The 18545-nt window shown below is 72.9% G+C and carries 18 protein-coding genes; 6 read left to right on the forward strand and 12 right to left on the reverse strand.

Annotated features, from left to right (window positions below):
* Positions 1-7: 7 nt before the first annotated feature.
* From LL648_RS18835 to LL648_RS18850, 4 genes are all read right to left on the reverse strand, one after another.
* Positions 8-586, reverse strand: a complete 579-nt coding sequence (locus LL648_RS18835; RefSeq protein ID WP_232663895.1) for an NADPH-dependent FMN reductase — start codon at positions 584-586, stop codon at positions 8-10.
* Positions 587-684: 98 nt separating this feature from the next.
* Positions 685-2118: an aldehyde dehydrogenase family protein gene (locus tag LL648_RS18840; RefSeq protein WP_232663896.1), complete on the reverse strand. Its 1434-nt coding sequence runs from the start codon at positions 2116-2118 to the stop codon at positions 685-687.
* Positions 2118-3044, reverse strand: coding sequence for a deoxyribose-phosphate aldolase (gene deoC / locus LL648_RS18845; RefSeq protein ID WP_255685913.1), 927 nt, complete (start codon positions 3042-3044; stop codon positions 2118-2120). The genes LL648_RS18840 and deoC overlap by 1 nt, the downstream gene beginning before the upstream one ends.
* Before the next feature lie 392 nt (positions 3045-3436).
* Positions 3437-3673 (reverse strand): hypothetical protein, encoded by a 237-nt coding sequence (locus tag LL648_RS18850; RefSeq protein WP_232663898.1) that lies wholly within the window; start codon positions 3671-3673, stop codon positions 3437-3439.
* Positions 3674-4134: 461 nt separating this feature from the next.
* On the opposite strand from LL648_RS18850, the gene LL648_RS18855 reads away from it, so the two are divergent.
* The 3 genes from LL648_RS18855 to LL648_RS18865 are packed head-to-tail and all read left to right on the forward strand — an operon-like array spanning position 4135 to position 7483.
* Entirely contained in the window at positions 4135-5064 is a 930-nt protein-coding gene (locus LL648_RS18855) for a haloalkane dehalogenase (protein ID WP_232663899.1), read from the forward strand.
* Entirely contained in the window at positions 5061-6620 is a 1560-nt protein-coding gene (locus LL648_RS18860) for a metallophosphoesterase family protein (RefSeq protein WP_232663900.1), read from the forward strand. The genes LL648_RS18855 and LL648_RS18860 overlap by 4 nt, the downstream gene beginning before the upstream one ends.
* Positions 6621-6664: 44 nt before the next feature.
* Positions 6665-7483 (forward strand): class I SAM-dependent methyltransferase, encoded by an 819-nt coding sequence (locus LL648_RS18865; RefSeq protein ID WP_232663901.1) that lies wholly within the window; start codon positions 6665-6667, stop codon positions 7481-7483.
* Positions 7484-7582: 99 nt separating this feature from the next.
* Here LL648_RS18865 and LL648_RS18870 read toward each other — a convergent pair whose 3' ends face one another.
* Together LL648_RS18870 and LL648_RS18875 are read right to left on the reverse strand one after the other, a co-directional pair.
* Positions 7583-8245 (reverse strand): RraA family protein, encoded by a 663-nt coding sequence (locus tag LL648_RS18870; RefSeq protein ID WP_232663902.1) that lies wholly within the window; start codon positions 8243-8245, stop codon positions 7583-7585.
* 27 nt (positions 8246-8272) lie between these two features.
* Entirely contained in the window at positions 8273-9679 is a 1407-nt protein-coding gene (locus LL648_RS18875; RefSeq protein WP_232663903.1) for an MFS transporter, read from the reverse strand.
* A gap of 66 nt (positions 9680-9745) precedes the next feature.
* Here LL648_RS18875 and LL648_RS18880 point away from each other — a divergent pair, with 66 nt between their 5' ends.
* Positions 9746-10195: a winged helix-turn-helix transcriptional regulator gene (locus tag LL648_RS18880; RefSeq protein WP_232663904.1), complete on the forward strand. Its 450-nt coding sequence runs from the start codon at positions 9746-9748 to the stop codon at positions 10193-10195.
* Positions 10196-10205: 10 nt separating this feature from the next.
* Positions 10206-10829, forward strand: coding sequence for a uracil phosphoribosyltransferase (gene upp / locus LL648_RS18885; RefSeq protein WP_232663905.1), 624 nt, complete (start codon positions 10206-10208; stop codon positions 10827-10829).
* A 77-nt stretch (positions 10830-10906) separates the two neighbouring features.
* Here the strand turns inward: upp and LL648_RS18890 are convergent, their stop codons facing one another.
* The 3 genes from LL648_RS18890 to LL648_RS18900 are packed head-to-tail and all read right to left on the reverse strand — an operon-like array spanning position 10907 to position 13416.
* Positions 10907-12325, reverse strand: coding sequence for an amidase (locus LL648_RS18890; RefSeq protein WP_232663906.1), 1419 nt, complete (start codon positions 12323-12325; stop codon positions 10907-10909).
* Positions 12326-12350: 25 nt separating this feature from the next.
* Positions 12351-12944: a TetR/AcrR family transcriptional regulator gene (locus LL648_RS18895; protein WP_232663907.1), complete on the reverse strand. Its 594-nt coding sequence runs from the start codon at positions 12942-12944 to the stop codon at positions 12351-12353.
* 10 nt (positions 12945-12954) lie between these two features.
* Positions 12955-13416 (reverse strand): flavodoxin family protein, encoded by a 462-nt coding sequence (locus tag LL648_RS18900; RefSeq protein ID WP_232663908.1) that lies wholly within the window; start codon positions 13414-13416, stop codon positions 12955-12957.
* Positions 13417-13477: 61 nt separating this feature from the next.
* Here LL648_RS18900 and LL648_RS18905 point away from each other — a divergent pair, with 61 nt between their 5' ends.
* Positions 13478-14248, forward strand: coding sequence for a GDSL-type esterase/lipase family protein (locus tag LL648_RS18905; protein ID WP_232663909.1), 771 nt, complete (start codon positions 13478-13480; stop codon positions 14246-14248).
* 110 nt (positions 14249-14358) lie between these two features.
* Here LL648_RS18905 and LL648_RS18910 read toward each other — a convergent pair whose 3' ends face one another.
* From LL648_RS18910 to LL648_RS18920, 3 genes are all read right to left on the reverse strand, one after another.
* A complete protein-coding gene (locus LL648_RS18910; protein ID WP_232663970.1) occupies positions 14359-15930 on the reverse strand; it encodes a phospho-sugar mutase in 1572 nt (523 codons plus the stop codon).
* Positions 15931-15965: 35 nt separating this feature from the next.
* Positions 15966-16748: a purine-nucleoside phosphorylase gene (locus tag LL648_RS18915; protein ID WP_232663910.1), complete on the reverse strand. Its 783-nt coding sequence runs from the start codon at positions 16746-16748 to the stop codon at positions 15966-15968.
* A gap of 77 nt (positions 16749-16825) precedes the next feature.
* Complete coding sequence (locus LL648_RS18920) at positions 16826-18460, reverse strand: serine/threonine-protein kinase (RefSeq protein WP_232663911.1); 1635 nt, start codon at positions 18458-18460, stop codon at positions 16826-16828.
* Between the last annotated feature and the right edge of the window lie 85 nt (positions 18461-18545).

The following is an 18545-nucleotide window of genomic DNA, read 5'->3' on the forward strand; positions in this document are numbered from 1 at the left end:
ACTTCGGTCACCCCTGGAACGGGTGGGCCGTGCGGGCCTCCCGCAGCGCGACGGCCCACCAACCGAGCTGGTCGAGCATCGACTTCGCGGCAGCGTTGCACGCGTTCGGGTCGACGGGTTGCGCGTCGGTGTCGAACCGGTCCCACGCGCCGTGGAAGCTGACGGTCTCGCGCACGGTCAGGGCGCTGAGCTCGGCGAACACCCCGCGCAGGTGCTCGACGGCGCGCAGCCCGCCCGACATCCCGCCGTAGGAGACGAACGCGACCGGCTTGGCCTGCCACTCCCGCATGTGCCAGTCGATCAGCGTCTTCAGCGGCGCGGGGTAGCTGTGGTTGTACTCGGGTGTGACGAGGACGAACGCGTCCGCTGCCGCGAGCCGCGCGGTGACGTCCGGATCCGGCGGCGACGTCGCGCCGATGCGGTCGGACAGCCCGGCGTCGGCGAGATCCAGCACGTCGACGTCCATGTCGGCGCGCTGGCGCGCCTGCTCGGCGAACCAGTTCGCGACGGTCGGCCCGAACCGGCCCTCCCGCGTGCTGCCGATGATGACGACGGTGCGCAGTGGCGCCTCGATAGCGGTTCTCATGGGAACGACGCTAGGGAGACGGGGTGCGACGCCGAATCCGTCAAGTGACCGGCCGGGGTGGGCCGGGGCAACCCCGGGGGCCGTGTTGGGCGTCCCCGCTACGCGTCCAGGTACGCCTCCAGGCCGATCCGCCCGCCCTCGCGACCGAACCCGGACTCCCGGTACCCGCCGAACGGCGACGTCGGGTCGAAGCGGTTGAACGTGTTCGTCCAGACGACACCGGCCCGCACCCGCTGCGCCGTCCACAGCGCCTTGGAGCCCTTGTCCGTCCAGATCCCGGCGGAGAGCCCGTACGGGGTGTTGTTCGCCTTCGCGACGGCCTCCTCCGGCGTGCGGAACGTCAGCACCGAGAGCACCGGCCCGAAGATCTCCTCGCGTGCGACGCGCATGGTCTGCTCGACACCGGAGAACACGGTCGGCGGGAAGAAGAGCCCGCGCTCGGGCAGCGGGCACGAGCTGGTCCAGCGCTGTGCGCCCTCCTCGTCGCCGGCCGCGGCGAGGTCGACGATCCGGTCGAGCTGGGCGCGCGAGTTGATCGCGCCGACGTCGGTGTTCTTGTCGAGCGGGTCGCCGACCCGCAGTGTCTCGATCCGGCGGTGCAGCAGCTCGGTGAACTCGTCGGCGATCGACTCCTGCACCAGCAGCCGCGAGCCGGCGCAGCAGACGTGGCCCTGGTTGAAGAAGATCCCGTCGACGACGCCCTCGACGGCCTGGTCGAGCGGCGCGTCGTCGTAGACGATGTTGGCGGCCTTCCCACCGAGCTCCAGCGTCAACCGGCGGCCGGTGCCGGCCAGCGTCCGCTGGATCTCCTTGCCGACGTCGGTCGAGCCGGTGAACGCGACCTTGTTCAGCCCGGTGTTGCGGACGATCGCCGCGCCGACGTCTCCGGCGCCGGGCAGCACGTTCAGCACGCCGGGCGGCAGCTCGGCCTCCGCGGCGATCTCCGCCAGCACCAGCGCGGTGAGCGGGGTGGTCTCGGCGGGCTTGAGCACGATGGTGTTGCCGCAGGCCAGCGCGGGCGCGACCTTCCACGCGGCCATCAGCAGCGGGAAGTTCCACGGGATGACCGAGCCGACCACGCCGAGCGGTTTCGGGGCCGGCCCGAGCCCGGCGTACTCCAGCTTGTCGGCCCACCCTGCATGGTGGAACAGGTGCGCCGACGCCGTCGGCACGTCGACGTCGCGCGACTCGCGGATCGGTTTGCCGTTGTCGAGCGACTCCAGCACGGCCAGCTCGCGGGCGCGCTCGGCGACGATCCGGGCGATCCGGTAGATGTACTTGGCGCGCTCGGCGCCCGGCATCGGGCCCCACGTCGTCTCGAACGCGCGGCGCGCGGCCGCGACGGCCGTGTCGACGTCGGCGCTGCTGGCCGTGCCGACCTCGGCGAGCACCTCCTCGGTAGCCGGGTTCACCGTCTTGAGCGGCTCCCCGCCGCCGTCGACGAACTTCCCGTCGACGAACGGGCGGTACGTCGGCTGCAGGTTCGCGATGGCCGCAGACTCCGGCGCGGGGGCGTAAGTCCAGTCGACCATCATGCGCTCCCGATGTATTCGCTGCCGGAGTAGTGCCCTTCGAGCTGCGCCCTCCGCTGCCGTAGCAGGTCGTTGAGCAGCGACGACGCCCCGAACCGGAACAGGTCGGGGTCGAGCCACTCCGGGCCGGCGACCTCGTTGACGGCCACCAGGTGGCGGATCGCGTCCTTGGTCGCGCGGATCCCACCGGCCGCCTTGACGCCGCGGAGCTCGCCGGTGACGCGGTGCCAGTCGCGCACGGCCAGCAGCATCACCTGCACCACCGGGAGGGTCGCGGCCGGGGAGATCTTGCCGGTGGAGGTCTTGATGACGTCGGCGCCCGCGAGCAGCGCGAGCCACGACGCCCTGCGCACGTCGTCGTAGCCGGCGAGCTCGCCGGTCTCCAGGATGACCTTGAGGTGCGCGCTGCCGCACGCCTCCTTGACCGCGACGATCTCCTCGTACACCTCGCCGTAGCGGCCGGTGAGGAACGCGCCGCGGTCGATGACCATGTCGATCTCGGTGGCGCCGTTCTCCACGGCGAGCGCGGTGTCGGCCAGCTTGACCTCCCGCGACGACCGTCCGGCCGGGAACGCCGTGGCCACCGCGGCGATGTTGACGCCGCTGCCGGCCAGGCGCTCGGCGGCGACCCGGGCGAGGTCGGGGTAGACGCAGACCGCGGCGACCGAGGGCACCTCCGGGTAGTCCGGGTCGGGCCGGCGGGCCTGCGCGCAGAGCGACGCGACCTTGCCGGGGGTGTCGGCGCCCTCCAGCGTGGTCAGGTCGATCATCGAGACGGCCATGTCGATCGCCTGCAGCTTCGATTCCTTCTTGATGCTGCGGGTGGCCAGCGTCGCGGCCCTGCGCTCCAGCCCGACCTGGTCCACACCCGGGAGGCCGTGCAGGAACCGGCGCAGCGACCGCTCGTCGCGGCCGACGTCGGCCAACGCTGGGTGGGGGCTCGACGCGTCGGAGGTCGTCCGTGGCGCGGGAACGGTCCTGGTCACGGACGCCACTCTAGGGCGTTTTCGGGGGATCAGAACCGCGCTGTTCGCGAGGTGCGCGACGAGGTGATCAGCGTCGGTGGTGGCCCGGTGGCTTTCCGGACCTTCCACGCGCGCCCGTGCGCGAACGGCATGTCCTGGGTGTGTGCCGATGTCGGCGGATACGAGTCTCGCCGAGTGCGTGCGTGTGCGCGCCGGTGCGGGGAGCGTGCTGCCGCGAGAGGTGGTGCACCGCCCGCCGTGCGGGAGGAACGGCGGGCGGTCGGTCCCCGGGGAGCGTGTTCGGGGAGCGAAAGCGTGGGTGCGGCGGCGTGGCGCGGGGGGGTGTGCGGGGATCAGGTGGAGCTGTGGAGCCTGACGACGCCGACCGTGACGTCCTCGAGGCCGCCGCGGTCGAAGTCGCGGCGCAGCTGGTCGGCCTTGATCGTCGCGGTGAGGCCGTCGAAAGGTCCGTGGGCGTCGACCTCGCCGGTCTGGGGGTCGACGGCCAGTACGACGTAACCGTCGCACTGAGTGAGCTTCTCCGCCGCCGCGACCAGCGTCGCCTCGTCGGAAGTCGTGTTCTCCTGCACGGGATCACCTCCTAGTCATCTAGTACAGCGTCGGTGGGGCCTCCGGCGTGACAGTGTTTGCGGCAGACCACCCGTTCGGGTCAGGGTGAACCTTGCGATTGATCACCGATTGTCGCGCAACGACGACTCTGAGCTGATGAATCGTGGTGCCGACCGGCAAAATGTGTCGATCTTGACACGCTGAGTGATCGTCGCCGCGTGTGGCGCGCTCTGATCCGGGAGGCCTCCCGGCGTCGTGCGGACGTAGCGTCGGGGGGCACTCCTGTGGTTTCCGTGACGGCCACGAACGGCCCTCTGATTCCCGTTCATCTGCACGATCGATTGCGGATGGTGATCACGGCTTGCCCGGGAGCGTGGTGCGCTCATCCGTCCCGCCACCGGATGACGACGTCCCCCATGCAGCGCTCCGCTCGCCGCTCACGGACTGCCGCGGAAGCGGTCGGGATGCCACTATCGCGACCATGCGCACGCTCCGGACCCCCGAGGAGCGGTTCGCCCGCCTCCCCGGCTTCGATCTCCCGCCCCACTACGCCGACGTCCCCGATCCCGACGGCGGCACGTTGCGGATGGCGTGGGTCGAGGACGGCCCCGCCGGCGGTCCCGCGGTGCTGCTCCTGCACGGCGAGCCGAGCTGGTCGTACCTGTACCGCACGATGATCCCGGTGCTCGCGGGCGCGGGGCTGCGCGCGATCGCGCCCGACCTCATCGGGTTCGGCCGCTCCGACAAGCCCGCCGCACCCGCCGACCACAGCTACGCGCGGCACGTCGAATGGGTGCGCGCCCTCGCGTTCGACGTGCTCGACCTGCGCGCCGTGACGCTCGTCGGCCAGGACTGGGGTGGTCTGATCGGCCTGCGCCTCGCCGCCGAGCACCTCGACCGGTTCGCCGGGCTCATCGCCTCGAACACCGGCCTGCCGACGGGCGACCGCGACATGCCGGAGGTCTGGTGGAAGTTCCGCAGGGCCGTGGAGAAGGCGCCGGAGCTCGACGTCGCGCGGCTCGTCCAGTCGGGATGCCGCACTCCGTTCACCCCGGAGGTGCACGCGGCGTACGACGCGCCGTTCCCCGACGAGACGTTCAAGGTGGCGCCGCGGGCCATGCCGACGCTCGTGCCCACCCGCCCGGACGACCCCGCGACCGAGGCGAACCGGGCGGCGTGGGCCACGCTCACCGCGAGCGACGTGCCGTTCCTCTGCGCGTTCAGCGACGGCGACCCGATCACGGCCGCGATGGAGCCGGTCCTGCGGGCGGCGATGCCGGGCGCCGCGGGCCGTGCGCACCCGACGATCACCGGGGCCGGGCACTTCGTGCAGGAGGACGCCGGCCCGCAGCTCGCGGACGCGGTCGTGCGCTTCGTTACGTCGCTGCGGGTGGGGCCGACCCAGCAGTGAGCGCACCGTCACGCAGCTCGAAGGCCGGTGCCGGGTGGGGATGTCGGGAGCTGGGCGAGTTCGCCGAGCTGGCGCCGATGGGCAACCCGTTCTCGTGGTTGCGGCCCGGCCCGCTGATCTCCTCCCGCAACGACCTGCTCGCCAAGTGGTTCGGCGACCCGACGAACGACATGCGCCGCGAGTGGCTGCGCCGCCTCGACGCCTACGCGCAGGAGGCGGGGCAGCAGCCGCCGGCTCGCGACCGGCTCGTCACACGCTTCGCCGACCGCGACCGGATCTCCGTCGCGGTGCTGGGCGACCCGGGTGAGGGTGACGCGTCGCAGTACGTCGTGGTGCCGGTGCTGCAGCGGGTGGCGGCCGACGCCGACTTCGGGGTCGTCTGCAGCGACGTGATCTACCCGGCGGGTGGAGTGCGCACCTACGAGGGCGGCTTCTACCGGCCGTACGCCGACGTGCCGTTCCCGCTCTACGCGCTGCCCGGCAACCACGACTGGTACGACGGGCTCACCGGCTTCATGACGGCCTTCTGCGACGCGCCGCCCGACGCGGGGGCGCCCTCGTTCGAGGGGTCCGGGCCGGTGTGGAAGCGACTGCTGCGCAAGCTGCTCTGGCGCAGCCCGCCGGCGGCGACCGCGGAGGACGTCGCCGACATGCGCTGGTACCGCGACGCCGAGTCGCAGCAGGCCGGTCAACCGGGGCCGTACTGCGCGATCGACGCCGGGCCGGTGCGGCTGGTGCTGATCGACACCGGCATGGTCGGCGGCATCGACGCGGAGCAGGCGGAGTGGCTGCGTGCGGTGTCGGAGGGCGGGCGCCCGACGATCCTGCTGACCGGCCGCCCCATCTACACCTACGCGCGCCTGCAGCAGAGCCCGATCGAGGGCGGCGGCGACGTCAACGAGATCGTCACCGATCCCGCGTACAACTACATCGCCGTGATCGGCGGCGACGACCACAACTACCAGCGCTACCCCGTGCGGCTGCGTGACGGGCGGACCGTCCAGTACATCGTCGCGGGCGGCTCCGGCGCCTACCTCGCCGCGACCCACCAGATCCCGAACGTCGACCGGCTCGCGCCCGCCGTCTTCGAGGAGGGCTTCCGCTGCTACCCGCTGCGCGGCGACTCGCTGGCGCACTTCAGCCGGCGCTACGACAAGGTGCTGCGGTTCGGCAGCGGCCGGCTGGCGATCTCACCGGACGACGCGACGACGCTGATGGCGAGCCGGATCGGGATCGTCCCGCCCCGACCGGGATCCGCGGTGGTGTCGCGGCGCGCGATCCGGGCGGCGGACAAGGTGTTCCCGCTGCCGGCGAAGGGCACCGACGCCGCCCACAACTTCATGTCGCTGCTCTTCGACACCGACGGGGTGCCGCAGTTCAAGAGCTTCCTGCGGCTCGACGCGACCGCGGACGAGGTGGTGATCTCCTGCTGGGCCGCCACCGGCTGCCGCGAGCACGAGCAGGAGCCGGTGATGGAGGACCGGGTGCGTGCCACCCGCCAACCCGACGGCCGCTGGACCTGGGCGAGCGAGACGCCGGGCCGGCCCGTCCCTTAGAAACCGGCTTTCCGGCGGTGGGTCGGCTCGTTAGCGTCGCTCCCGTGGCCGACTACTTCGCCGTCAACCGGGACAACTGGGACGAGCGCGCGCCCGCCCACGCCGCCTCGCCCGGCTACTCCGTGCGCGAGCTGATCGCCGACCCCGAGCGGCTCAGCGGCGTCGTCCGGTTCGACGTCCCGCGCCTCGGCGACATCGCCGGCCTGCGTGGCGTGCACCTGCAATGCCACATCGGCACCGACACGATCTCCCTCGCGCGCCTCGGTGCACGCATGACCGGGCTCGACTTCTCCTCTGCAGCGGTTGCCGAGGGCAAGCGGATCGCGGCGGCGGCCGGCGCCGACGTGGAGTTCGTGGAGTCCGACCTCTACGGCGCGCCGGACGTGCTCCCGGTCGGTGCGTTCGACCTCGTCTTCACCGGCATCGGCGCGCTCTGCTGGCTGCCGGACATCCGCCGGTGGGCCGGTGTCGTCGCGACGTTGCTGAAGCCGGGCGGGCGGCTGTTCCTCCGCGAGGGGCACCCGATGCTCTGGGCGATCGACGACGAAGCCGACGCACTGCTCGTCGGCTACCCGTACTTCGAGACGCCCGAACCGGCGACGTTCGAGGACGAGAGCAGCTACGTCCCCACCGCCGCCCCGTTCGTGCACACGACGAGCCACTCCTGGAACCACGGGCTCGGCGAGATCGTCACGGCGCTGCTCGAAGCGGGCATGACGATCACGCAGCTCGTCGAGCACGACACCGTCCCGTGGGACGCGCTGCCGGGGAAGATGGTCGAGGGCGCCGACGGCGAGTACCGCCTGCGCGAGCACCCCGAACGCCTCCCGCTCACCTACACGCTGCAAGCGACCAAGGCGTAGCCGCGCAGGCCCTGCAGCCGCCCCGAACTTTCCCCACCGTTTCGGGTGGATGCGCGCCGAAACAGCGCGCATGTGCCCAAAACGGTGGGGAGATCCGGGCTAGACGTGCCCGAACCGGTCGAGGACGTCGGCGAGCGAGCTGCCCTCCCGCAGCGCCGCGCGGATGCGCACCTCGGTGGCGGTCAGCTCCTCCGCCCGCTCCAGCACCGGCAGCACGTGCTCGGCCGGCACGACCAGCACGCCGTCGTGGTCGGCGAGCACGAAGTCGCCCGGCCGCACCTGCACCGTCGGGGTGGTGGCGCCCGGCATCGGGACGGGCTCCTGCCAGCCGGTGACCCGCCAGCGTCCGATCGACTGGATCGGGGTCCGGTACCGCGCGAACACGGGGAAGCCGTGCTCGTCCAGCCATCGGACGTCCCGGACGCCGGCGTCGACGAGCGCGCCGACGCTGCCCCGCTCCGCCATCCCCAGCGCGATCAGCTCGCCGAAGTAGCAGACGCCCTCGCCGCCGCCGGACCAGACGCTGACCTCGTCCGGCCCGATCCCGCCGCACGCCTGCATCTTCGTGGGGTCGCCGCCGCCCTCGTAAGCGGCGTTCCCGCCGGCGATCGTGTACGCCCACCCGGCGAGTCGCTCGCCGGAGAACGGCCGCAGGTCGGGGTGCAGGCCCTGGTGCGGGAGGCCGCGCTCGTCGAGCACGTCGGCGACGTTCGACGTGTCGACGGCGAGGAACCGCTCGCGAACCGCACTTCGATCGATCATCCTGCCGAGCCTACGGCTCCCCGATGGTCAGGCAGCCGCGACCGGAGCCCGGCGGCGCAGCCCCGTCGCCATGACGACCGCCCCGATCACGACGGCGCCCAGCGGTACGAGCAGCCCGATCCGGAACGCCTCGACCTGCGCGAGGTGCGTCGTGTCCCTCGTCGCCGCAACGACGACGGCCGTCACGATCGCCAGGCCGAGCGCGGAGCCGAACTGGAACGACGTGGTCAGCAGCCCGCTGGCCAGCCCCTGCTCCTCCTCGGCCACTCCCTCGGTCGCCGCGATCGTCAACGGCCCGTACGCGAGCGCGAAGCCGGTGCCGAGCACGATCATCGTCGGCAGCATCGCGAGGTAGCCCCAGTCCATGCCCAGCGGGAGGATCAGCAGGTAGGCGACGGCAGCCAGCACCAGCCCGGCGACGGCGACCACGCGGTTGCCGAACCGGTTGACCAGCATCGGCGTGAGCGTCGGGGCGAGCACCGCGTCGAGCCCGGCGAGCAGCAGCGCCAGCCCGGTCGCGATCGGTGTCCAGCCGCGCACCTCCTGCAGGTAGAGCACGACGATGAACTGGAACCCGATGAACGCCCCGACCAGCAGCATCGCCGCGATGTTCGCCCTGACGAGCGCCCCCGACCGCAGGATCCCGAGCCGGACCAGCGGCGACGACGAGCGCCGCTCGATCACGACGAACGCCCAGAGCACCGCCACCCCGGCCGCCAGCGTCACGACCGTGACGAGCACGGGGACCGTCGGCGCGTGCACGATGCCGAGCACCAGCAGCGTCGTCGCGACGGTCAGCGCTGCGGCGCCGGGCAGGTCGAACGCACCCCGCACGCGCTCGACGCGCGGCTCGTGCGGGATCAGCCGCACCGCCGCGACCAGGATCGCCGCCGCGAGCAGCACGGGTGCGAAGAAGACCCAGCGCCAGCCGAACGACGTCAGCAGCCCGCCGATGACGAGCCCGAGCGTGAACCCGCCCGCCGCGGTGCCGGCGTAGATGAGCACGGCCCGGTTGCGGGCCCGGCCCTCCTCGAACATCGTGGTGATGATCGAGAGGCCGGCCGGGGTCATGAACCCGGCCGCGACGCCCGTCGCGAACCGCGCGACCACCAGCATCCAGCCGTTCAACGCGAGCCCGCCGAGCCCGGAGAACGCGATGAACACCACCAGCCAGAGCAGGAACATCCGCCGCCTGCCGAGCAGGTCGGCCGCGCGCCCGCCGAGCAGGACGAACCCGCCGTAGCCGAGGACGTACGCGCTGACCACCCACTGCAGATCGCTGGTCGACAGCCCCAGTTCGGCGCGGATCGGCGGCAGCGCGACGCCCATCATCGAGACGTCGATCCCCTCCAGGAAGATCGACCCGCACAGCACGAGCAGCACACCGAGTGCGCGGCCGCTGAGCCGTTCGGACTTGTCGAGCGTTGTGGACACCAGTTCTCCTAAGTGGGGTCAGTTCCTTCTTGTAACTGGCCCCATCGTCAGGCACCATCAACATCCGTGGAAGAAGGCACTTCGCAGGAACCGACGCACCTGTGCGGAACCGAGGACGAGTACAGCGACGCCTACCAGTGGGACGTCCGCGAGGACTGCGAGGTCCGCCAGATCCTCGACCGGGTGGCGGACAAGTGGTCGTTGCTGGTCATCGCGCTGCTGGACTGCCGCACGCTGCGGTTCACCGAGCTGCGCCGCCGGATCGACGGCGTGAGCCAGCGGATGCTCACCGTCACCCTGCGCCAGCTCGAACGCGACGGGCTCGTGCACCGCACCGTCTACCCGGTGGTGCCGCCGCGCGTCGAGTACGGGCTCACGCCGCTCGGCTCGACCCTGCACGAGACGATCCAGGCGCTCGTCACCTGGACCGAGCAGCACCAGCACGAGATCGCCGACGCCCGCGCGGCCTACGACGCGAGAGCCGCTGGCGAGGAGCAGGTCGCCGCCGCCAGATAGCCTCTCGACCATGGACGTGCGTGTCGTCGACCACCCCCTGGCCAAGGCCCGACTCTCCACGATGCGCGACGCGCGCACGGACAACGCGGCCTTCCGGGCCGCGCTGCGCGACCTGACGCTGATGCTGATCTACGAGGCCACCAGCGACGCGGCCGTCGCGACCGCGCCGCTGATGACCCCGGTCGCCCGGACCACCGGCTACCGGCTGGCCAACCCGCCGCTGCTCGTGCCCGTGCTGCGGGCGGGCCTCGGGATGGTCGACGCGGCGCAGGCGCTGATGCCGGAGGCCCAGATGGGCTTCGTCGGGCTCGCGCGCGACGAGGAGACCCACAAGCCGACCCCGTACATGGAGTCGCTGCCCGAATCGCTCGAGGGCCGCCCGGTGTTCGTGCTCGACCCGATGCTCGCGACGGGCGGCTCGATGGCGCACACCATCCGGCTGCTCACCGAGCGCGGCGCCACCGACGTCACGTCGATCTGCGTGCTCGCGGCCCCGGAGGGCATCGAGCACCTGCGCGGCAGCGGCCTGCCCGTCCGCGTGGTCACGGCGAGCATCGACGAGCGGCTCAACGACTCCGCGTTCATCGTCCCCGGCCTCGGCGACGCGGGTGACCGGCAGTTCGGCGCGGTGTGAGCCGACTTGCGGGTGCTGATGGCTGTCGCGACAGCCGTCAGCACCCGCAAGTCAGCACTGTGCGCACCCGTCGGGGCTCAGCTCGCGACGGTCCGCTCGACCGGCTCGTCCTGGATCCGCCGCCACGGCCGCGCCTGCTCCAGGGCGTAGCCGATCTCGATGAGCGTGCGCTCCTGGCCGTGCGCCGCGCTGAAGTGGACGCCGATCGGCAGGCCTTCGCGTGAACGGCCGGTCGGCAGCGAGATGCCGGGCCCGCCCGCGACGTTGTTGAGCGGCGTGAACGCGACGTAGTTCAACAGCCGCGGCAGCAGCTCGGAGAACGGCACCGTCGGGCTCAGGTGCCCCAACCTCGGCGTGACGTGCGCGAGCACCGGCGAGAGCACCAGATCGTGCTGGTCGAACAGCCGGGCGTAGGTCTGGCGCACCTTGCCGAGCCGGTGCACGATGCCGGGCGTGCGCAGGATCGCGTGCCGGTACCGGTCGCGCAGGCCCTTGCTGAGCCCGTCCATCCGCGCCGGGTCGAAGCCGCGGTCCAGCACGAACTTCCCGCCGGCCGCGACGAGGAACGCGAGCATCCCCCAGTAGTCGACGAAGTCCTCGACGAACGACGTGTCGATCGGCACCGCGGCGGGTTCGATGTGGTGCCCGAGGCTCTCCAGCGTCGCCGCGACCTCCAGCACCGTCGCCTTCGTCTGCTGGCAGGTCCGCACACCGGTCGGTGATTCGACGAGCAGCCCGATCCGCAGCGGCCGGTACGCGGGACCGCGGACCAGCCCGAGCGGGGGCAGCGTCGGGTTCAGCCAGTGCTGCTCGGCAGCGGCGAGGTACGCGGCGGTGTCGCGCACCGAGCGGGTCACCACGCCGTCGGTGACGAGGTTGATCGGGAGCTTGCTGCCGTGCTCGCTGGGCACCACCCGCCCGCGGCTCGGCTTGAGCCCGACGAGCCCGCAGCACGCCGCCGGGATCCGGATCGAGCCGGCGCCGTCGTTCGCGTGTGCGATCGGCACCACCCCGGCCGCGACCAGCGCCGCCGCCCCACCGGACGACGCGCCCGTCGAGAACTCGGGGTCCCACGGGTTGCGGCTGGGCGTCCCGGTCTCGAACTCGGTGGAGGCGTTGAACCCGAACTCGGGCATGCGGCTCTTGCCGAGCACCCGCACGCCCGTGCTGAGGATCTGCTCGGCCACCGCGCCGCTGTGCGGTGCGGGCTTCGGCTGGAACGCGACCGACCCGACGGCCGTCGGCATGCCGAACACGTCGGTGTTGTCCTTGATGAACGTGGGCACGCCCCCGAGCGGCGCGTCCGACGGCCCCATCGGGCCGTTCTCGAACGCGGCGAACGCGATCGCGCCGAGCACGGGATCGACCCTGCGGGCCCGCTCGGCGGCGGCTCTGGCGACCTCGCCGGCGCTGACGCTGCGGCTGCGGATCAACGACGCGACCGCAACGGCGTCGTGGTCGCCGAGCGCGTCGTCGGTGAACGCGTGAACCCTCACCTGGCTCCTCTCCCGACGGCCTGCTTCATGATGGTTGCGGCCGCCATCCGTCCAGCACGGCACGCAGCGCCGCCTCCAGCCGACCGTCCGATCCCGGCGGCAGGAACCCGCGCAGCTGCAGCGACACCCAGCCGTGCACGGTCGTCCAGAGCGTGAGCGACGCCGTGGTGGCGTCGGTGTCGGCGCGCAGGAAGCGCTCGTCGACCGCCCGGTCGACGGCCTCCCGCAACGGCCCGAGCGCCGTCCCCGCCGCGGTGCGCGCCTCCGACGCGGCCGGCAGGCCGGTCCGGCCGGCGAACATCAGCGTGAACAGGTGCGGCTCGCTCACGGCGCTGTCCCGGTACGCGAGGCCCATCTGCACGACGTGGTCGACGGCGTCGACGCCGGGCGCCACCGCGGCCAGCCGCGTGCCGAGCCGGCGGAACGCGTCGTCGAACAACGCCGTGACCAGCCCGGACTTGCCGCCGAACAGCGCGTAGACGGCAGTGGTCGACGTCCCGCACGCCGCCGCGAGTGTCCGCATCGAGAGCTGCTCGACACCTTCTGTCGAGACGATGATGCCCGCGCGTTCCAGCAGGCGTCTGCGCAGCTTCTCGTCATGGAGCTTGGGACGAGCCATGGGCGGCACACTAAGCGGCGCCCTCGGCGCCGGTGACCGCGAGGGTCGCGCCGAGCTCGTAACAGGCCTCGCGAGCTGCGGCGTCGGGCGCTCCGATGATCGTCACCGGGGCGGCGGCGAGCCGCCAGCCCATGCCGCCCGCGATCGTCTCGACCGCCTTCACCGCACCCGCGGTGTCGAGGTTCCCGTGCACGTAGAAGCCGTACGGGAGGCCCGAGGTGTCATCGCCGCAGACGTAGAAGACGGTGTCGAAGAAGTGTTTGACCGCGCCCGCCATGTAGCCGATGTTGGCCGGGGTGCCGATCACGACGGCGTCCGCTTCCAGCAGGTCGCTCGCCGTCGCCGCCAGCGCGGCCCTGCGCACCACCTCGACGCCCTCGATCGCCGGGTCGCCGGCACCACGAACCACCGCGTCGAGCAAATCTGCCGTTGCGGGTGACGGTGTGTGGTGCACGATCAAGAGGCGGGCCACACCGATCATGCTGCCAGCCGCGACCGGCAGCACGGCCAGGCTCGCCGGGGAAGGGGGACCGATGGGCCTGATGGGGTGGTGCCGTGCGGCGGCGGCGCTCGCCTGCGCGGCCGTGCTGCTGATCGGGGTCACCGGCGACACGAGCTCGCGGGCCGTCACGGCCGCGCCCGTGCCGTTGCCGCTGCCGGCACAGCGGGCCGTCGCCGCGTCGCCCGCGCCGCTGCGGATCATGCCCCTCGGCGCCTCCAGCACGGTCGGCGGCGGCAGCCCCGCCACCGCCGGCTACCGCGGCCCGCTGCAGCAGGCGCTGCGCAGCTCGGGCATCGCCATCGACCTCGTCGGCTCGTGCAAGGACGGACCTCCGACCGTCGCCGACCGCGACCACGAAGGCCACGGCGGCTGGTCGCTCGCCCGGCTGGAACCGAACGTGCGCGGTTGGGTCCGCGCGGCCCGCCCCGACGTCGTGCTGCTGCACGGCGGCACCAACGACCTCATCCAGGGCACGCCGGCGCAGGTCGTCGCGCAGCGGCTCGACGCGGTGCTCGCCGACATCGACGCCGAGTCCGACGCGCACGTCGTCGTCGCGGGGGTGTGGGCGCCGCTCACCTCGCGCGCGGCGGCACGGGCCGAGTTCGCCCGGCTCGCCGCGCAGGTCGTCGCCGCCCGCGCGGCCCGCGGCCAGTCGGTGACGTACGTGGACACCTCGTCCTTGCTGGGCCCGCAGCACTTCACCGACGGCCTGCACGCCAACGCCGCCGGCTACCGCCGCATCGCCGCGATGTGGGAGGGCGAGATCCGCTCGTACCTCGCTACGCGACCGCCACCGCACTAGCCGGGCACGAGCAACACGGATCGTGGCGCTGGCCGATAGCGGGTGCTGAGGGCTGTCGCTGCAGCCACCAGCACCCGCTACTCACGAGTATGCCGACGCATGCGGATCACCTAAGTGCCGAGCAACGCCTTCGTCTCGGCGCGCAGGGCGTCGAGCCGTCCCTGCGCCGCCGCCTTCGCCGCGTCGAGCGATCCCGCCTCCGCGACGGGCTCGACGACCTCCAGGTACGCCTTGAGCTTCGGCTCCGTCCCGGACGGGCGGACGACCAGCCGCTCGCCCGCTCGGCGCAGGACGAGCACGTCGGGCGCGGGTCGCTCGGCCGACCAACCCTCCGGCGGCGTCGCGAGCAGCCGCGCGACCGCGGCGTCGCGCGCGGCCGGCTCCATCCGCAGCGACACTCCCTCGGTGCGGTGCACGCCGTGCGCGACGAACAGCTCGTCGAGCCGCTCCTGCAGCCCGCGGCCCGCCGCCTTCAGCCCCGCGGCCAGGTCGCAGGCCAGCACCGCGGCCGCGATGCCGTCCTTGTCGCGCACGGCATCGGGATCGACGCAGTAGCCCAGCGCCTCCTCGTAGCCGAACACCAGCCCCGGTCCGCCGCGGACGATCCACTTGAAGCCGGTGAGCGTCTCCGCGAACCGCGCGCCGTACCCGGCCGCCACCGCCCGCAGCATCGACGACGAGACGACCGTCGTCGCGACGAGCGGATCGGTGTACCCGCCGGACCGCAGCAGGTGATCGCCCAGCAGCACCCCGGTCTCGTCGCCGCTCAGCATCCGCCAGCCGCCGTCGTGCGGCACCGCGAGTGCACAGCGGTCGGCGTCGGGGTCGAGCGCGACGGCCAGGTCGGCGCCGACGTCCGCGGCCAGCGCCAGCAGCTCGTCGGTCGCCCCGGGCTCCTCGGGGTTCGGGAACGCGACCGTCGGGAAGTCGGGGTCGGGCGCCGCCTGCGACCGCACCACGTGCACATCGGTGAACCCCGCTCGCGCCAGCGCCTGCACCGCGGTCGCGCCACCGACGCCGTGCATCGGGGTCAGCGCCACCCGCAACGCCTTCACGTGCCCGCGCGGCAGCGCCGCCACCCGTTCCAGGTACGGCTCGGTGACGTCGACGGTGCCGCTGCCCGCGCTGGTCGGCACGTTGATCGCCGGTGGGGCGGCGGTGATGGCCGCCTCGATCTCCGCGTCGGACGGCGGCGCGAGCTGCGCGCCGTCGGCCAGGTAGACCTTGTAGCCGTTGTCGGCCGGCGGGTTGTGCGAGGCGGTGATCTGCACACCGGCCACGGCACCGAGCGACTGCACGGCGAACGCGAGCAGCGGCGTCGGCAGCGGCCCCGGCAGCACCTCGACCCTGAAGCCGGCGCCGGCGAGCACCTCGGCCGCGGCCGCCGCGAACGCCTCCGAACCGTGCCGCGCGTCCCGACCGACCACGACCAGGCCACGGGCGCCGCCGCGCGCGAGCCACGCGGCCAGGCCGGCGGTGGCCCTGCGCACCACGGCGACGTTCATCCCGGCCGGTCCGGCCCGCACCGGGCCGCGCAGGCCCGCCGTCCCGAAGCGCAGCACCCCGGCCATCCGCTCCTGCAGGTCCTCGACCGCGCCCGGCACCCGGCCCATCGCCGCGGCCAGCACCTTCGTGAGTTCGTCGCGGGTCGCGGGATCGGGGTCGTCGGCGATCCAGCGCATCACCGAATCGCGCAAGGTCGACGAGAGCACGGCTGTCACGAGCGACCGACCAGATCGCGCAGCAACGCCCCCATCCGGCCGGCGGACGCGGCCCCTGCCGCCAGCACCTCGTGGTGGTCGAGCGGCTCTCCGGTGATGCCCGCGGCCAGGTTCGTGACGAGCGACAGCCCGAAGACCTCGCAGCCCTCCGCGCGGGCCGCGATCGCCTCCAGCGCCGTCGACATGCCCACGAGGTCGGCGCCGAGCCCGCGCAGCATGCGGATCTCCGCCGGAGTCTCGAAGTGCGGGCCGGGCAGCGCTGCGTAGACGCCCTCGTTCAGCGAAGGGTCGATCTCCTTCGCGATCGAGCGCAGCTTGGGCGAGTACAGATCGGTCAGGTCGGTGAAGCGGGGCCCGACCAGCGGTGACGTCGCCGTCAGGTTGATGTGGTCGCTGATCAGCACCGGCTCACCGACGTGCATGCCCTCCCGGATGCCGCCCGCGGCGTTGGTCAGCACGACCGTCCGGCAGCCCGCGGCGGCCGCGGTGCGCACGCCGTGCACGACCGGTTCGACGCCCAGCCCCTCGTAGAAGTGCGTGCGGCCGAGCATGACCAGCACCCTGCGCTCGCCGACCAGCACCGAGCGGATCGTGCCGCCGTGGCCTGCGACGGTCGGTGCGACGAAGCCGGGCAGCTCGGCCATGGCCAGCTCGTGGGACGGCTCGCCGAGCAGGTCGGCCGCCGGCCGCCATCCGGAGCCGAGTACGACGGCGACGTCGTGGGCGGGGACGTTCGTTGCGGCGGCGATCGCTGCTGCCGCGTCGGCGGGGGCGCTCATGCCGCGCAGCCTACGTGTGGGTCAGGCCGTGTTTAGGAAGTCAGGGTCGAGCGCGATCAGGACTTTCTAAACACGGCCTAGGCGGGCGGTGCGGCGCTGAACCCGTTGGCGATCCGTTGGAACAGCTCGTCGGAGCCGGAGTGCGCCGCGGCCCTCGGCACAGTCAACGTGACCGTCCAGACGCCCTTGGCGTGCGGCACGATCCGACGCCACGACGTGGTGTCCTTCGAGCCGAACGTCATGTCGAGCTCGCCGTTGCGTCCCGCGGTCGGGATCGGGTTCCCGAGCAGGACGCTGGTCGCGCTAAGCGCCGACGTCTGCGCCTCGTACACCGACGGCGCCGCCTCCACCGTCAGCGCCTCCGCGCCGTCGGGGCTGGTGAAGCTGACCGAGGCGGGGGCACCGTTCGGCTCGTTGCGGTACTCCGTCCAGCCATCGGGGACCGACAGCGTGAACCCGAGATCGTCGACGTAGACGTGCAGCGACGCACCGGGCGCCGTCACGTTCACGGTGGTCAGCGGCGACTGCCCGCCGATGAGGCGGGTGGCGACCCAACCACCGGAGATCCCGACGAGCACCACGAGCGCACCGGCGAGCACGAGCCCGGCCGCGGAACCGGCCGACCGCCGCGGCGGTGGCGGCGGCACGAGCGGCTGGCGCGGCATCGTGCCGAGCGACCCCGGCCCGATCCCGCCACCGCCCCGTGGGGCGACGGGGAGCGGACCCGGGTCGGCGGCGAGCGGCGACGCGGAGAGCGAGGCGTGCGAGCCCGTCACCGGCGAGACCCGCCGAGCCGCCCGCGACTGGGCGGGCACGGTGATCGCCGACTCCATCGTCGGCGCGTCGGGCGAACCCGGGTACATCGGGTCGTCCGGGTCGTCGATGAGCGGGCGCAGCCGGATGCGGACCTGCTCGAGCGGCATCCGCGCGGACGGGTCCTTCACCATCAGCGCCGCGATGACCTCGGCGACGGCGCCGGTCGCGCGGGGGCGCGGCACCTCGCCGTCGACCACCTCGGTGATCGTGGAGACCGGGTCGCCGTGCACGTCGTACGGCGGGCGGCCCTCCAGCGCGGCGAACAGCGTCGCGCCCAGGCCCCACAGGTCGGCGGCCGGCGTGACCGCCTGGCCCGCAGCGACCTCCGGCGCGATGTACGCGGGGGAGCCCAGCACGAGGCCCGCGCTGGTCATGGGGGCGTCGGCGACGTTGCGCGCGATCCCGAAGTCGGTGAGCTTGACCCGGCCGTCGTCCGCGACGAGCACGTTGCCCGGCTTGACGTCCCGGTGGGTGATCCCCGCGCGGTGCGCGGCCTTCAGCCCGCCGGCCGTCGCGTACCCGACCGCGGCCACCTGGCGGGTGGACAGCGCGCCGTGGTCGCCGATCATCTCCGCGAGGTTGCGGGAGGGGACGAGCTCCAGGACGACCATCGGCTCGCCCTCGACGTCGACGACGTCGAACACCGTGATGACGTTCGGGTGCGAGAGCCCACCCAGCGCGCGGGCCTCGCGCATCATGCGCTCGCGCATGTCGGCAGCCTCTTGGGAGGGGATGCCGTGGGGCACCTTCAGCTCCTTGATGGCGACCCTGCGCTGCAGCACTTCGTCGTAGCCGGACCACACCGTGCCCATGGCCCCGCTGCCCAGATGGGAGGACAGGCGATAGCGGCCGCCGATCCGGCGCTCCTGGTCGCCCTCCGGGCTACCCTCCGACACAGTGCCCATTCTGACCAGCCGCCGATCACACAGCGCGGTCGACCCCCTGCTCGGGTGCTACCGCCACCCCAATGGCTGACCTCGC

The sequence above is a fragment of the Pseudonocardia sp. TRM90224 genome, assembly GCF_021245725.1.
GTDB lineage: Bacteria > Actinomycetota > Actinomycetes > Mycobacteriales > Pseudonocardiaceae > Pseudonocardia.

Excerpts from the sequence above, each read along its gene's own strand:
- LL648_RS18835 (WP_232663895.1), bottom strand. The coding sequence starts at position 586 with ATGAGAACCGCTATCGAGGCGCCACTGCGCACCGTCGTCATCATCGGC.
- LL648_RS18840 (WP_232663896.1), bottom strand. The coding sequence starts at position 2,118 with ATGGTCGACTGGACTTACGCCCCCGCGCCGGAGTCTGCGGCCATCGCG.
- LL648_RS18855 (WP_232663899.1), top strand. The coding sequence starts at position 4,135 with ATGCGCACGCTCCGGACCCCCGAGGAGCGGTTCGCCCGCCTCCCCGGC.
- LL648_RS18870 (WP_232663902.1), bottom strand. The coding sequence starts at position 8,245 with ATGATCGATCGAAGTGCGGTTCGCGAGCGGTTCCTCGCCGTCGACACG.
- upp (WP_232663905.1), top strand. The coding sequence starts at position 10,206 with ATGGACGTGCGTGTCGTCGACCACCCCCTGGCCAAGGCCCGACTCTCC.
- LL648_RS18895 (WP_232663907.1), bottom strand. The coding sequence starts at position 12,944 with ATGGCTCGTCCCAAGCTCCATGACGAGAAGCTGCGCAGACGCCTGCTG.
- LL648_RS18905 (WP_232663909.1), top strand. The coding sequence starts at position 13,478 with ATGGGCCTGATGGGGTGGTGCCGTGCGGCGGCGGCGCTCGCCTGCGCG.
- LL648_RS18910 (WP_232663970.1), bottom strand. The coding sequence starts at position 15,930 with ATGCGCTGGATCGCCGACGACCCCGATCCCGCGACCCGCGACGAACTC.
- LL648_RS18915 (WP_232663910.1), bottom strand. The coding sequence starts at position 16,748 with ATGAGCGCCCCCGCCGACGCGGCAGCAGCGATCGCCGCCGCAACGAAC.